This window comes from Paeniglutamicibacter sp. ZC-3 (assembly GCF_025847175.2).
GTDB lineage: Bacteria > Actinomycetota > Actinomycetes > Actinomycetales > Micrococcaceae > Paeniglutamicibacter > Paeniglutamicibacter sulfureus.
This window is the reverse complement of the sequence record NZ_JAOYTG010000009.1, coordinates 1-14,436: the sequence shown is the minus strand read 5'-3', so window position 1 is coordinate 14,436 and position 14,436 is coordinate 1. Positions and strand designations below refer to the sequence as shown.

The 14,436-nt window shown below is 67.5% G+C and carries 10 protein-coding genes and 1 pseudogene; 2 read left to right on the top strand and 9 right to left on the bottom strand.

Annotated elements, in window-relative coordinates:
- Positions 1-41: 41 nt before the first annotated feature.
- The 9 genes and pseudogenes from bioD to OIU93_RS10940 form a co-directional block, all read right to left on the bottom strand.
- A complete protein-coding gene (gene bioD / locus OIU93_RS10980) occupies positions 42-761 on the bottom strand; it encodes a dethiobiotin synthase (protein ID WP_264270119.1) in 720 nt (239 codons plus the stop codon).
- Positions 758-1,930, bottom strand: coding sequence for a cytochrome P450 (locus tag OIU93_RS10975; RefSeq protein ID WP_264270118.1), 1,173 nt, complete (start codon positions 1,928-1,930; stop codon positions 758-760). Before OIU93_RS10975 ends, bioD begins: the two co-directional genes overlap by 4 nt.
- Positions 1,927-3,138: an aminotransferase class I/II-fold pyridoxal phosphate-dependent enzyme gene (locus OIU93_RS10970; RefSeq protein ID WP_264270117.1), complete on the bottom strand. Its 1,212-nt coding sequence runs from the start codon at positions 3,136-3,138 to the stop codon at positions 1,927-1,929. Before OIU93_RS10970 ends, OIU93_RS10975 begins: the two co-directional genes overlap by 4 nt.
- A complete protein-coding gene (gene bioA / locus OIU93_RS10965) occupies positions 3,128-4,501 on the bottom strand; it encodes an adenosylmethionine--8-amino-7-oxononanoate transaminase (RefSeq protein ID WP_264270116.1) in 1,374 nt (457 codons plus the stop codon). The genes OIU93_RS10970 and bioA overlap by 11 nt, the downstream gene beginning before the upstream one ends.
- On the bottom strand, positions 4,498-5,724 hold the full coding sequence (bioB, locus tag OIU93_RS10960) for a biotin synthase BioB (protein ID WP_264270115.1): 1,227 nt from the start codon (positions 5,722-5,724) through the stop codon (positions 4,498-4,500). Before bioB ends, bioA begins: the two co-directional genes overlap by 4 nt.
- A gap of 243 nt (positions 5,725-5,967) precedes the next feature.
- Positions 5,968-7,170 (bottom strand): MBL fold metallo-hydrolase, encoded by a 1,203-nt coding sequence (locus OIU93_RS10955; protein ID WP_264270114.1) that lies wholly within the window; start codon positions 7,168-7,170, stop codon positions 5,968-5,970.
- Between the two features lie 214 nt (positions 7,171-7,384).
- Positions 7,385-8,197 (bottom strand): annotated as a pseudogene (locus OIU93_RS10950) (dioxygenase).
- 195 nt (positions 8,198-8,392) lie between these two features.
- A complete protein-coding gene (locus OIU93_RS10945; protein ID WP_264270113.1) occupies positions 8,393-9,988 on the bottom strand; it encodes a 4-hydroxyphenylacetate 3-hydroxylase family protein in 1,596 nt (531 codons plus the stop codon).
- A gap of 44 nt (positions 9,989-10,032) precedes the next feature.
- Positions 10,033-10,620: a flavin reductase family protein gene (locus OIU93_RS10940; protein ID WP_264270112.1), complete on the bottom strand. Its 588-nt coding sequence runs from the start codon at positions 10,618-10,620 to the stop codon at positions 10,033-10,035.
- Positions 10,621-10,863: 243 nt separating this feature from the next.
- Between OIU93_RS10940 and OIU93_RS10935 the strand changes: the two genes are divergently transcribed.
- Both OIU93_RS10935 and OIU93_RS10930 read left to right on the top strand, forming a co-directional pair.
- Positions 10,864-13,191 (top strand): LuxR C-terminal-related transcriptional regulator, encoded by a 2,328-nt coding sequence (locus tag OIU93_RS10935; protein ID WP_264270111.1) that lies wholly within the window; start codon positions 10,864-10,866, stop codon positions 13,189-13,191.
- Between the two features lie 655 nt (positions 13,192-13,846).
- Positions 13,847-14,347 carry a DUF805 domain-containing protein gene (locus OIU93_RS10930; RefSeq protein ID WP_264270110.1) on the top strand — a complete coding sequence of 167 codons (501 nt, stop codon included), beginning with the start codon at positions 13,847-13,849 and terminating at the stop codon, positions 14,345-14,347.
- Positions 14,348-14,436: the final 89 nt, after the last annotated feature.

Sequence of the window (14,436 nt, the reverse complement as noted above, 5' to 3'; positions counted from 1 at the left end):
TACCGTGCAGCTACACCTGCGGCGTGGGGCAGCGGCGGCTTTCAGGGTTCAAGGACCATGGCCAGCGGACGGCCTGCCCCGTGCAGGATCCGGGTCCGCTCCCCCGGGTCTTCCGAGCCCACAACCCCCGCGGGTGGACCGGGTACCCATGTCCACCCATGGCCTTCGGCCAGCGCGCGCAGATTCCTTCGGTTGATTTCCTGCAGGGCTGTGGGCTCGTCGGGGAAGCTGCCGAGCACCAACACACCGTCGGCAAAGCCGCGGGCGAGAGCCGCTTCCAGGGTCAGCGCCGTGTGGTTCAGCGTCCCGAGGTCCGGCCGGGTGACCACCACCAACCGTGCCCCGAGCGCGCCGGCAACATCGGCGATGGTGTCCCCGGCCAGGGTCAGGGACACCAGAAGTCCGCCGGCCCCCTCGACGATGACGACGTCGTTCTCCTCGGCCAGTTCATGCACGCGCCGAAGGTGGTCGGCAAGAACGGGAAGCGCTTCGGCCGCCAGGGCGCCCCCGGCGTGCCGGGCCGCGTCCACCGGTGCCATGGGGTCCGCCAACCTGACGCCTTCTTCGAGTCCCAGCGACGGCGGGTTCCCGAGCCAGTCGCCGATCGACTGGACGTCGCCTCCCTGCCCGGGAGCCACACCGGTTTGTGTCGGCTTGTAAATGGCTACCCGCTGCCCCGCATCCAGGGCGCAGGCGGCCAGGGCGGCGGTGACGACCGTCTTTCCGACATCGGTGTCGGTCCCGGTGACCACGAAAATCATGCCATCGCCTCCCTCGGGCCCAGCGCAGTCCATACCGTCCGCGGTGCCTGGAAGGAGAGCAGGTGCATCCAGTTCGGTTCCTCGCCGGCCGGTGTCAGGTCCGGCAACGCCCGTGCCGCGGCGGCCAGCACCACCTCGGTTTCCATCCGTGCCAGCCCGGCGCCTAGGCAGCGGTGGATCCCGAATCCGAACGCCAGCGAGTCGTCGTTGGCTTCGCCCAGGGCCCCGCCGGAGAGCCTGAGCACCACCTGCTCCCCGGCGGCAAAGCGTTGCCCGTCAAGTTCGATGTCCGCCGCGACGCGGCGGCGCCAGGTCGGCACGGAGGAGGCCTGCGCCAAAACGTGGCTCACCAGATCCGATGTGACTTGCTCCGATTGGGCGCACTGATCCCAGCGGTCCTCGTGCAGGGCGGTGCGCAACGCGGTGGCGATGAGCATGGCGGTGGTTTCCTGCCCGGCAATGGTCAGGAAGTAGCCCAGCGAGCGGATCCGTGCCGAGTCGACCCCTGAATGGTGCAGCGCCGCGTAGAGGTTTCCGTCATTGCGGGTCACGGCCTCGGCCACGGAGGTCTCGAGCCAGGCATGAAACCCGGCGGCGCTGGCAGCCAGCTCCAGCTGGCGCTTGGCATCGGGCCAACCCCAGAAGAGTTCCAGCGAGTCCTGGCTCCAGGCCTTGAGGTCCTCGGCCGGCGGTATAGGCACCCCGGTGAGCCGGTGCATGACCTCGGGCGGAATCACGGCCGCCAGTCGCTGTGCCAGGTCGATGCTGGCACCGCCGCGGTACTCCTGGGCAAGCCCGGCGCAGATCGCCGCCACGCGTTCCTTGATGGGACCTACCTGCGCGGCGGCCTTCGCGGGGCTGAAGAACCTGGCCACCACCCGGCGCACCGCCAGGTGGTCGGACCCGCTTGCACTGGCCAGCACCGGCGGCAGGGAGAACCTCGCCGATGCCAGGATGCGCAGCGCCGCCGGCTCCAGGTCGATGGCGGTGTCCAGCGCGTTGTCCGGGGTGAACACCTCGGGGCGCAGCAGGATCCGGCGCACCAGGGCGGGGTCCTCGATGCTGCGGTAGCGGCGGTTGACTTCCACGGGGTAGGCATCGGGCAGCGGTCCGGCCAGGGGCGCCAGCTCCCCGAGCGTGGCGGCTGGGGAGGCAAAGGGGCAACTCATGATTCTTCCTCCAGGATGGTCCGGGCAATGGCGTGCAGGGTCTCGAGCAGGGCATCGGGATCGTGGTCGGCGTGCGCGGTGATCCGCAGCCGCGACACCCCGTCGGGAACACTCGGCGGCCGGAAGCAGGCCACGGCTATGCCGCGGCCGCGCAGGGAGGCGGCGGCCCCCACGGCCGAGGCGGAATCGGGCATCGTGACCGAATGCACCGCTCCGGCCCCCTTTTCGATGCGCAAGGCCAGACGCGGATCGGCCGCCAGGGTGTCGTGGACCAGCTTGGCGTTGCGCCCCAGCCTGGCCAGGGTCCCGGCGTCGGCCAGTCCCAGGGCGCGAACCGCGGCGCCGGCGGAGGCCGGGGCCAGGGCCGTGTCGAAGAGGAAGGTGCGCGAGGTGTTGACCAGGTGCTCGCGCAGCGCTTCGGCCTGCCCGCCGCCGAGCAGCACCGCGCCGCCCTGGGCACCCAGGGCCTTGGAAAGCGTGCACGTGGCCAGCACGTGGGAAGAGTCGGCCAGCCCGGCCGCGCGCAACGCCGACCCCTGGTGCGTGGCCGCCAGCGAATGGGCCTCATCGACCACCAACAATGCCTGGTGGGTCTCGCAGAGCTCCGCTGCCGCAGCCAGGTCGGAGGCATCCCCGAGCACCGAATAGACCGATTCGACGATGAGCGCCACGCGCGTCGCCGGCGTGGTGCAGTCGCGGTTCGCCTCCAGCAGCCGCGCGACATCCGCGAGGTCGTTGTGCGCGCTCGTCTCCACGCGGGCACCGGAGAGCCGGGCGCCGTCGATCAGGCTGGCGTGGGCGTGCGCATCGAGGATGAAGAGGCTGCCCGGTCCGCCGAGGGCTTGGAGCAACCCGAGGTTCGCGGTGTACCCGCTGGAATACACCAGCGCCTCGGCACGGCGCGTGTAGCGGCACAGGGCAGCCTCCAGCTCCCGGTGCACCCCCAGGGTGCCGGTGGCCACGCGGCTGGCGGAAGCCCCGGCCCCGTATCTGTGCACGGCGTCCGCGGCGGCCCGGCGCACCTCGGGGTGCCCGCTGAGCCCCAGGTAGTCGTTGGAGGCAAGGTCCATGAGCGTCTCGCGGGAGCTCTCGGTGCGGTGCAGTCCGCGGGCCGCGCGCACCCGGGCCCGGTCCCCCAGCCACCGTCCCCACGGTTGGGCGGGTGCCGCCGGTGCCGGTTCACGGGCGGATTCGAGGCTAGTTTCCATGGACTTCGGCCACCGCCAGGACCAGCGCGTCGCCCAGGACCTGCAGGTCCCCGGGGGTGCAGACATAGGGCGGCATGACGTAGAGCAGGTCGCGGAAGGGACGCACCCAGGCCCCGCGGCGCACCGCTGCCTTGGTCACCTCGGCCACGCGCACCGGATCGTGCAGCTGGATCACTCCGACGCCGCCGAGCACGCGCACCTCTTTCACACAGGACAGCACGCGTGCCGGGGCCAGCGCTTCGCGCAGTGCGGCCTCCAGCGCGGAGACCTGCCCACGCCAGGGGGCGGAGGCCGAGCGCGGATCCGCGGAGCCGGTGAGCAGTTCCAGCGAGGCATTGGCCACGGCGCAGGCCAGCGGGTTGCCCATGAACGTGGGTCCGTGCAGCAGCGCGGACCCGGGGCCGGGGCCGCCCAGTGCCCGGGCCACCTTGGGGGTGCACAGCATCGCGGCCAGCGAAAGGTAGCCGCCGGTCAGGGCCTTGCCCACGCACATCACGTCCGGAGCGACCTGCGCCCATTCGGAGGCGAAGAGCGCACCGGTGCGCCCGAACCCGGTGGCGATCTCGTCGAGAATCAGCAGCAGATCGTGTTCGTCGGCGATCTCGCGCAGGATCCGCAGCGCCTTCGGGGCGTAGGTGAACATGCCCCCTGCGCCCTGGAGGATGGGCTCGCAAATGATGCCTGCAAGTTCATCCGCGTGGGCGGCGGCGATCTTCCGTGCCGCGACTTCCCACTCGGCCAGCTCCGCGGCGTCGGTTTCCCACTGCCCCTCGGCGATGAGCCGGGCAGCCGGCGGGCGCGGCAGGAACACCTGTTCGCGTCCCGGCTGGGCGAATGCCGCGTGCATCCCGTCCACGGGGTCGCACACGCCCATCGCCGCGAAGGTGTCGCCGTGGTAGCCGCCGCGCAGGGCCGCGAAGCGCCGGCGGGTGTCGTGCCCACGTGCGTGCTGGTATTGCAGGGCGAGCTTGAGCGCCACTTCCACGGAGATGGACCCGGAGTCGGCCAGGAACACGTGGGCCAGTTCGCCCGGCGCCATGGCCACGAGTCGTTCGGCCAGCTCGACGGCAGGGGCGTGGGTGAGCCCGCCGAACATGACGTGGCTGAACCGGTCGATCTGCGCGTGGGCTGCGGCATCGAGCGCGGGGTTCCGGTAGCCGTGCACCATTGACCACCAGGAGGCCATGCCGTCGATGACCTCGTGGGTGCCCGATTTGTCGGCCAGCGTCAGCCGCACGCCATCGGCACCGGTGACCGCGTAGTGCGCCCCGGCGTCCAGGGAGGCATAGGGGTGCCAGAGCAGCCCGGAATCCCGTGCGAGCAATCCGTCCTCCCGGGTGAGCCGGGGAGCTGCGGCACTCATGCGTTCGGGCTTTCCGGCGTGCCGGCGCCGCGGCGGCGCAGCACCGGTTCGCCCGGACCACCCATCGGGCCGCAACCCTGAGCGGCGCTGCCACAGCCACTGCCGCACCCGGTGCCGCAGGCCGTGGCTTCAACGGGTGCCGGTGCGGCATCGGAGCGGTGGCGCAAGCTGGCCGCCAGTTCGGCCGGATCGATGTCTTCCTGGCCCAGCACCACGTATCCGGCGTCGGAGATCATTTCCAAATCGCGCCGCGCGTCCTGGCCCTCGGAGGTGAGGTAGTCGCCGAGGAAAAGTGAGTTGGCGACGGCCAGCGCGGTGGACTGCAGGGAGCGCAGGTGCATTTCGCGCCCGCCGGCCATTCGCAGCTCGGTCGCGGGGCAGGCCATGCGGACCAGCGCCAGGATGCGCAGGCAGGTCATCGGGGTCAGGTGCCAGGTGCCTGCCAGCGGTGTGCCGCCGAAGGGCATCAGGAAGTTGACAGGGATCGAGTCGGCATCCAGCTCGCGCAGGGCGAAGACGGCCTCGACAACCTGTTCCGGGCTCTCCCCCATCCCCACGATGAGTCCCGAGCACGGCGAGAGTCCGGCGCCCTTGGCAGCCCCGACGGTATCCACTCGCTCCTGGTAGGTGTGGGTCGAGCAAATCTCCGGGTAGAGGGACTCGGCGGTGTTCAGGTTGTGGTTGTAGGCATCGGTGCCGGCCTCGCGCAGCCTTTGGGCTTGTCCCTCCTTGAGAATGCCCAGGCAGGCACAGACCTCCACCTGCGGATGCTCCTCCTTGATCTGTTCGATCATGGTTGCCACCCGGTCCACGTCCCTGTTGCTGGGGCCCTTGCCGGAGGCGACCATGCAGACGCGGGATGCGCCGCCGGCGATTCCGTGCCCTGCCTGTCGCACCGCTTCGTCGGGCTTGAGCCAGGTGTATTTGAGGATTTCGGCCTTGGAACCCAGACGCTGGGAGCAGTAGGTGCAGTCCTCGGGGCAGAGTCCCGACTTGAGGTTCACCAGGTAGTTGACCTTGACGGTGTTGGCGAAGTGCGCCCGGCGCAGGGTGCCTGCGGCAGCCACCAGCTCCAGGGTCTGGGCATCCGGGGTTCCGAGGATCTCCAGGGCCTCGGCTGCGGTGAGCCGGTGGCCGGTGGCCACGCGAGCCGCGAGGCCTGCGAACCCTGCGGCTTCGTTGCCGGGCTGGTGGGAGTTGCCGATTGTCTGGGTCACGGTCATGGCGGGGGGCCTTCCGGTATGGCGCTGTGCGCGGTTCCATTGCCGGTGCGCGGATGAAAGGCACCCCGCAACGATCAACTGAACACTGTTCAATAGCTTCGGAACATACCGTAACCCATATCTTGAACAGTGTTCAATTTCTGCCAGGCGTGCACACCGCTTCTTGCGTGAATCCGGAAACACGGAAGCGGGGCGGAACCGGTCATCGGTTCCGCCCCGCCGCTGTGCAGCGCCGGCCGCAGGTTATGTCGGCTGGCCCACTCCGATGACGTCAAGGTCGTGGCCAATGACCAGGCCCCCGTCAAAGCCTTCCCCGCACCGCGCCCAGACCTCGTCCGGACGATTTCCGGGAACCAAGTGCGAGAGCACCAGAGTTCCGACTCCGGCATCCTGGGCAACCGCGCCCACGTCCTCGATCAGCGTGTGCGACCGGATCAGATGCTGGTATAGGCCTTCCTGCGCGTCGTTGCGCGGCTGTGGGAAGAGCGATTCGGGCCAGGACTTGTCGATGACCTCGTGCACCAGCACATCGGCACCCCGGGCAAGGGTAATGATGTTCGGTGTCAGCCCGGTGTCTCCGGAGAAGACCACCGAGCCGTCGGCCGTATCGAAGCGATAGGCCAACGCGGGGAAAACCGGCGCATGATTGACCAGAATCGCCGACACCGTGACGTACTCGTCCTGGAAGAACACGAATGGCTCCATGACTGGACACGGTTCAGTGTTCGGGTTCTTCAGGTACTTCTTCGGAACCGGCACATCGAAGGCTTCCCAGAGTTCCTCCGGACGCGGCTTGCGGTTGTCGAAAAGCCGGTCATTGAAGTCGGTGGCGAAGGCCTGGACCAGCAGATCGGTCATCTCCTTCGTGCCCGGGGTGGGGTTCTTGGGATTGATCGGCTGGGGCGCCTTTCCTTCGCCGAATAGCTCGGGCACTTCGCCGCGGTTGCCCGGACCCCAGATCGGCACCTTGCTGCCCACATTCTGCAGCCCGTTGAAGATTCCTTCGCTGAGGATGTTGTTCAGGTCCACCACGTGGTCGGAGTGCAAGTGGGTCAGGAAGATCCCGCCCAGCACGTCCAGCGGCCCGTCCATGTCGGAATCGAAGTTAGGGCCGAGCTTTGCTTTCCGCAACTGGCCCATGACGCCGTGGCCCGCGTCAATGATGTAGTACCGATCACCCACGACGAGTGCCGAGGAAATACCCTCGCGGGTTCCACCGGGCCAGTATGGAGGCCCGCCGGAGGTTCCCAGCAATACCAACCGGGTCCGGTGGTTGCCGACCGGCGCAGGCCCGAATTTCCGGGCCCCGCCGGGTCCGGGTTCGGCGGCCTGCGCTTGGCCCGACACGGCGCCGATGCCCAGGGCCGCGGCCCCGAGCCCGAAACTGGCCAACATTGTTCGTCGTGCAACGCCGGCGGCTGCGGCCTTGCCCATGATTTCGCACATGGAGATCCTTCCTTTCGATGTCGCCGCGAGTGGCACCTTGGGGGCTTCTCGCGGCCTGGTTCTGGGATGCCTGCGCCTGGCCGACTTGGCCAAGCGCGGTTGGGCCGGGACCCGGCGGCTGGCAGGCCGGAGCCGGCCGAGACACGGGGCGCGGTGGACGCCTGCGCCCCTACGCCTCTCCGGGCGCGAGGACGATGTCGAAGCGGGTGCGCGCCTAGGCCGCGGTGCCGAGGTCGCGGCCGTCGGGCGCGGGGGTTCCGGCGGGCTGTTCGGTGAACTCCTTGATGAGCGAATCCTTGACGCCGAAGACGGAGTCCCCGATCCCCAGCTGCGGGTCCCCGTCCACGAAGATGTGGGTGACCAGGGTGCGCAGGCCCGGGGCGGTGACCATGAAGTGCAGGTGCGCCGCGCGGACCGGAGAGCGGCCGACGGATGCGAGCATCTGGGCGACCGGCCCGTCGTGCGGGATCGAGTAGGGGGGGTGGGGGTGAGGCCCCAGAAGGCGTATTTGCCGTCGGCGTCGGAATGGAGGTGCGCGCGCCCGGCGATTCGGGCGTCGGCGTATTGGACGTCGTAGAACCCGTCCTCGTCCGCATCCCAGATCTCGATCCGCGCGTTGGCGACGGGGGTGCCGACGGTGTCGGTGCCCTCGATCCAGCAGGGCTGGCCGGCCGCTCCGCCTGCGATGTCCCCGCCGATAGGGATTTCGGGGGGCGTCTTCGACGAAGAAGGGCCCGAAAACCGTGGCCTCCGTCGCGTTGCCGCCGGCCTCGTTATTCACCGCGATGGTCTGCATCGAGGCGCCGAGCACGTCGGAGAGCAGCACGAATTCCTGGCGCTTGTCGTCGGTGAGGTGCCCGGCGGCGGTGAGGAACGCGATGGCGGCTTCCCATTCGGCCTCGGTGAGCCGCACGTCGCGGATGAAGGTGTGCAGGAGGCGGGTCAGCGATTGCATCAGGTGTTTGAGTCGCTCGTCAGTGCATCCGTCGAAGGAGGCCAGCACCCGCGCGCTGAGGTCCTCCTCCACGCGTTGCTACTGCTCGCCGGTCGGATCCCCAGACGCGCTGTTGGCCGATGTGTGGTTCATGGAAGTCTCCTGGAGAAAATCGTTCGGCGAGGTCCCACCAAGGACTCCGTTCCTTCCGCGGGACCGGGCGGGGCCAGACCGCACGGTCCAGCCCCGCCCCAAGTCCCCGAGAATCGGGCCCAGCCGGTTACCGTGTTAGCGACCGCGCTTCATGTAGGCGTTCACATCGTCGCTGTTGAACAGGTCCGGAACTGTCCAGCCATCCAAGTTGTACTCGCCCATGCACTGTTCGACCATGCCGTTCATCATGCCTGCGGTGCCCGTCTGCTTGGCGTGCATGAGCATCTCGACGCGCACGTTCTCATGGTTGCCCGAGTAGTTGCGTTCGTACAGCTCGTGGCGGCCGCCGAACTCGGAGCCGATCGCGTCCCAGAGCAGCTTCATCAGCTTCACGCGGTCCACCGCCTGCACCCCGTTGGACCCGCGCACGTACTTGTCCAGGTACGGGCGGATTTCCAGGTTCTGGAAGTCCAGCGCGCCGCTGGGCAGGTAAATCAGGCCCGAGGCCACGTCCTGCTCGATGATCTCCTTGATGCGCGCATAACCCTGGGCCATGAACATGCGGTAGGCCATGCCGTATTCCATCTTCGGCAGCACCGAGCCGTTCGGCCCCTTGTCCGGATTGAGCATCATCCCGTCGACCAGTCCCCAGAACAGGTTGCGCCAGCCGATGACCTCGCCGGCCCGCGCCTGCACGCCGCGGAAATCCTGGGTGCCGGTGATCTCCAGGGCCTTGAGCAACAGTCCGGCAATGAAGTCCAGCTTCACAGCCAGGCGGATGCAGCCCTGGAAAGTAAAGCGCTGAATAAAGCCGGTCTGCGGCATGAAGCCGTTGATCTGCTCCGGGTCCCCATAGGCGAAGATATTCTCCCACGGCACCAACACCTTGTCGAACACGAACACCGCGTCGTTCTCGTCCATTCGCGAGGACAGCGGGTAGTCGAACGGGGTGCCGGTCACCGCGGCGTTTTGCGCATAGGAGGTGCGCGAAATCAGCTTCACGCCCGGGGCATCCATTGGCACGGTGCAGATCAGCGCGTATTCCTTCTTCTTGATCGGCAGCCCGTAGTGCGAGATGAAGTTGAAGTTGGTGATGGCTGAACCGGTGGCCACGACCTTTGCGCCGGAAACGATCACGCCATTGTCGGTCTCCTTCTCCACCTTCATGAAGACGTCGGCCACTTCGTCCGGCGGCAGGTGTCGGTCCACCGGCGGGTTGATGATCGCGTGGTTCCAGTACAGGACCTTCTCCTGCGATTCCTTGTACCAGCGCAGCGCATTCTCCTGGTACGGCGAGTAGAACTCCGGCATGGAACCCAGGGTCCCCAGGAAGGCAGCCTTGTAGTCCGGCGAGCGCCCGAGCCAGCCGTAGCTCATCCGGGCCCAGGTTTCGATGGCGGTGCGCGATTCCTTAAGGTCCTCCACGGACTTCGGCACCTTGAAGAACGGGTGGGTCATGCCGCCGGAACCAGTGTCGGTCGGGGAAAGGAGCTTGCCGGAGGTGGCCGGGTCGTGGAACCCGTCGTACAGGCGGGCAGCCATGCGGACCGAGTTGCGGAAGGCCGGATGGGTGGTCACGTCATCGACGCGCTCGCCGTGAATGTAGACCTCGCGGCCGTCGCGCAACGACTCGATGTATTCGTCGCCGGTCATCGGCAACTTGGGGTTGGCGGGGGTGGTCCGCTCGGACATGTCCGCAACGGCCTTTTCGGTGTCTGGTGCCTGGGTCATGCTGCTCAGCTCCTTTGCTGGGTGTGGGTAGGAGGAAGGAATTCTCAGAAGGCGTTGAAGTCGGTGCTGCCCTCGAACCATCCGGAGGCCATGCTGTCTCCGCACAGGGCCCAGGGAGCACCGCCCACGTGCTCGCCGATCTCCCGGAACTTGCCCGAGAAGAAACACAACGGTTCCAGTTCATCGTCGCTGCGCAGGGCGATCACCCTGCCGATGACGATCAGGTGGTCCCCGCCGTCGTAGATGGCCCAGGGCTCGCATTCCAGGGTCGCGCTGTTGCCCTCGAGCACCGGGATGCCCTCGGCATCCGGCCGCCAGGCCACCTCTCCCTTCATCGGTTTGCCGGCGAAGTTCAAGCAGGTGTCCAATTGGCCCGAGGACATGATGTTGATGGCGAACGGGGAGTCCTCGAGGAGCCCGGAGATCTTGTTCCCGCGAATCAAGGTGACCTGGGCCAGCGGCGGATCCAGTGACACGGCGGTGAACGCGTTGACCGTGGCCCCGTGCGGGACGCCGTCCGGGGTGCGGCAGGTGACCACGGTGACGCCGGTGGCGAACTTGCCGAAGGCATTGCGCAGCTGGCGCGGATCGATGTCCGGCAGCTGGCCGGTCGGGGCTGGTTGCTGGCTCATGGCTCGCTCCTTGGTTCCGTGGTTTCGGTTTGGTCGATGCACACCAGCTTGGACCGGATCGTTGACCGGCACATGGGTAGAACCACCCCCTCCGATACCCGTATTGTGTCCTGCGTCATAGAACATCGGGCCCGTGGTGAGAGACTTGGAGCCGAACGAAACGGCTTCGGCATGCTTGGAACCTTCCCGAAGCCCACCGCGCACGGTGGAAACCCGTGGCAGCAGACTGGAGAAAAACAGCTGATGACTAGGCAACCCATCGATTCCCGATTCACCACGGGCAGACTTTCGGTGACTTCCTTCATCGGCCGTCGGCACGAAATGGCACAGGTCAAGGCATTGATGTCCACGTCCCGCCTGGTCACCCTGACGGGCGCGGGAGGCGTGGGCAAGTCGCGGATGGCGGGGGAAATTACCCAGCAAGCCCGCCGGGCCTACCGGGACGGGGTCGGGGTCGTCGAGCTGGCCTCGCTGACCAAGACGGCATCCATCGCCCCCGTGGTGGCGGCGGCACTGGACGTTTCGAACCAGTCGCAGCGTCCCGCCCTGGACCGGCTGGCCGATCATCTGCGGGACAAGGAAATGCTGCTGGTGCTGGACAACTGCGAACACCTGCTCGATGAAGTCAGCGTGCTGGTCAACAGGATCCTGGGACAGGCGCCCGGCGTGCGCATCCTTGCCACCAGCCGCGAACCGGTGGGCATCACGGGAGAAACCCTGTATGCCATTCCCCCCATGTCGACCCCGGCAGCCGATGAACCGGTGCGGGTCGAGCAGCTGGAAAGCTTCGAGGCCGTCGCATTGTTCGTGGCCCGGGCACGCAACGTTGTGCCGGGCTTTGCCCTGGATGCGGACAACGCGCCCGTCGTGGCCCAGCTGTGCACCCAGCTCGATGGCATGCCGCTGGCCATCGAGCTGGCCACCACCCGCCTGCGTTCCCTGTCGGCGACCCAACTGCTGGAGCGCGTTGACCGGCGTTTCCAGCTGCTCAACCGCGGCGACCGTGCCGCCCTACCGCGGCAGCAGACGCTGCGGGCGCTCGTCGACTGGAGCTACGAGTTGTGCTCCGAATCCGAGCAGCTTTTTTGGCGCAGGCTCTCGGTGTTCCCCGGCAGCTTCGACATGGAGGCGGCCGAAGCGGTGTGCGGATTCGGTGAACTTCCCGCCGGCGACGTGCTCGACCTGCTGGACGCGCTGGTCGCCAAGTCAATCCTCTCGGTCCGCCGCGACGGAGAGGTGCTGCGGTACCACCAGCTGGTCACCATCCGCGAGTACGGGCAGGAGCTGCTGTCCAACCCGGAGGATGTGAAGGTCTTGCGCACGCGACACCTCCGGCACTATGAGGAACGCTGCGACACGATGGTCCGAAACTGGTGCGGTCCGCACCAGAGCCGCTTTCTGCAAGACGCGCGAGTGGACAGGGCCAACCTGACCGCCGCCATGGAATGGGCGCTGGAGGCCCCGGGCGAACACGCAACCGCCGCCCGGATGGCATCCCTGCTGCGCTACCAGTGGGTCTCGGGGAATTTCATCCCGGAAGGTCGTGCGCTGCTGGATCGGGTCCTGGCCGAGCGCCCGGATGCGAACCATCTCGACTACGCGTCGGCCATGTGGGTTGCCGCCTGGGTCAGCCTGATCCAGGGCGACCACGACACGGGGGCAGGCTACGCGCGCCAATGCCTTCGGATGGCCCGGGAGCTGGACGATCCGTCGCTCGAGGCGCACGCCGAACACTGGCTCGCACTGCACCGCCTGTTCAGCGGGGACCTGGCCGGTGCCATCGAACTGTACCAAAAGGTCAGTGCAGCACATTCAGCCCGTGGCGACTCCGCGGCCAGGTTGACGGCGCTCTTTCAACTGGGCATGGCCCAGGCCCTGGACAATCGCCTCGAAGCGGCGCTGGAAACCTGCCAACAGGTCATCGAAATCGCCTCCTCCCACGGCGAACTCTGGAACCGGGCCTACGCCTACTGGATCCGCGGGATCAGTTACTGGAGGCTGGGCGAGTTTGCCTTGGCCACCGATGCTGTCACCGAAGCACTGCGCATCCAGCGCGACAACTTCCAGGACGGGGTGTGCGTGGCGCTGAGCCTCGAGGCGCTGCACTGGATCACCGTGTCCACGGGCAACCATGTGCGGGCCGCCGAACTGGCCCATGCCGTTGCATCGGTTTGGTCCGAGCTTGGAATCACCGTCGCATCGTTCGGTCCGCACATGCACGAGGCATCCGAGTCAAGCAACGCGCGCATGCGCCGGGCCCTTGGCCGGCGCGGCGCTTCCCCGGCCAGCGAAGCTCCCCGGATGTCGAAGACCCAGGCCATCGATTGTGCGCTCGGCGTGACCGCCGGGCCGGCGAAGAATGGAACCATGCGAAACCCCCTGACCAAGAAGGAAATGCAGGTCGCGGGTTTTGTCGCCCAGGGGCTGACCAACCGCCTTATTGCACAGCAGCTGGTCATTTCCCCGCGCACCGTTGACGGCCACGTCGAACGCATCCTGGCCAAGCTCGGCTTCAGCACCCGCTCCCAGATCGCCGCATGGGCGACAGCATTAGGCCAACCACCTGGCTAGGACCACCTGATCGCCCATCGGCGAACATCACCTGCGTCGCCGCCGCGGCCGCCGTCTATTCTCGTCCGGGCGTTGGTCAGACGGCTCGGGTTTCTGGGTACAGCAGCAGCTCCCCGTCCTTGACCTCATCTTGTGGGTGTGGGCGCCCACGGTCGCCGGCAGGCACAGCGCCGCGCCGGACATGAGGCAGAACTTGGCGGCGTGCACCGGGCACTCGAACTCGGTGCACGGCGCCCCGAGACGAGCCCTGAACACTGTTCAGTGATTTCCGGAATACCGTACACCCAATTCTTGAACACCCCTCAATTCGACGGCGTTTCGTTTGTATCGACTTTTGCCATACCCTCGTCGGCCGGGCATGTGCCCGGCTGCGAGTGAGAGGCGGGGGCGGCACGCGAGGTCCACGAGCGGACCTTGGATTCTCCGAGCCCAGCCCTCCGGGGACTTGCACCCCGGCCGCGCAAGCACGGCCGGCCGCGCACCGATTTCGCGAGCGGCTCGGCCGCTCGAGCCGCCACCGAATACGACGGCTGGTGCTCGGTGCAGGCCATCGGCGCCGGCGCGGCGGGCCCTGCAACAGGGGCGCGTCCAGCTGGGCAACGTACCGCGTGTCACGTAAGCTCGAACTGATCACTTCAATGGAGGAAAACGAATCATGTCATACCCTGGTTACCCCACCGAGAACCCCTACGCCACCCCAACCGAGAACAGCCTGGAGATGCCCGTCTATGGTGCAAGCTTTGGCGAGTCCATCAAGCGGTTCTTCAAGAAGTACGCGACCTTCAGCGGCCGCGCCAGCCGCAGCGAATACTGGTGGGTCGCCCTGCTGAGCTTCCTGGTCTCGACGGTCGGACAGGTCGCCATGACCGCAGGCGGCACCGCCACCATGGATCCAATCACCGGCGAACCGGGCGCGGGCATACTGCCAGGACTGATTGTCGTGATCCTCTACGGCCTTGCCACCCTGGTTCCGAGCATCGCCGTCTCGGTCCGCCGACTCCACGACGGCAACTTCAGCGGGTGGCTGTACCTGCTCATCCTCATCCCGATCCTCGGCGCGCTGGCCATCATCGTTCTGATGCTGCTGCCGTCCAACCCGGCAGGCGCACGCTTCGACAAGGCGCGGGCCTGGCCGACGGCCCAGCCGACCGCATAGTCGCCAGAGACCAAAAGGCGGCGGCCGCTATGCTGCAGGGGCGGTCTTGGAGGTGGCGGCGGAGGACTTGGCGATCGGGGACGGTGTCG

Coding starts and splice junctions, on each gene's coding strand:
- bioD (WP_264270119.1), bottom strand. CDS start 761: ATGATTTTCGTGGTCACCGGGACCGACACCGATGTCGGAAAGACGGTC.
- OIU93_RS10975 (WP_264270118.1), bottom strand. CDS start 1,930: ATGAGTTGCCCCTTTGCCTCCCCAGCCGCCACGCTCGGGGAGCTGGCG.
- OIU93_RS10970 (WP_264270117.1), bottom strand. CDS start 3,138: ATGGAAACTAGCCTCGAATCCGCCCGTGAACCGGCACCGGCGGCACCC.
- bioA (WP_264270116.1), bottom strand. CDS start 4,501: ATGAGTGCCGCAGCTCCCCGGCTCACCCGGGAGGACGGATTGCTCGCA.
- bioB (WP_264270115.1), bottom strand. CDS start 5,724: ATGACCGTGACCCAGACAATCGGCAACTCCCACCAGCCCGGCAACGAA.
- OIU93_RS10955 (WP_264270114.1), bottom strand. CDS start 7,170: ATGTGCGAAATCATGGGCAAGGCCGCAGCCGCCGGCGTTGCACGACGA.
- OIU93_RS10945 (WP_264270113.1), bottom strand. CDS start 9,988: ATGACCCAGGCACCAGACACCGAAAAGGCCGTTGCGGACATGTCCGAG.
- OIU93_RS10940 (WP_264270112.1), bottom strand. CDS start 10,620: ATGAGCCAGCAACCAGCCCCGACCGGCCAGCTGCCGGACATCGATCCG.
- OIU93_RS10935 (WP_264270111.1), top strand. CDS start 10,864: ATGACTAGGCAACCCATCGATTCCCGATTCACCACGGGCAGACTTTCG.
- OIU93_RS10930 (WP_264270110.1), top strand. CDS start 13,847: ATGTCATACCCTGGTTACCCCACCGAGAACCCCTACGCCACCCCAACC.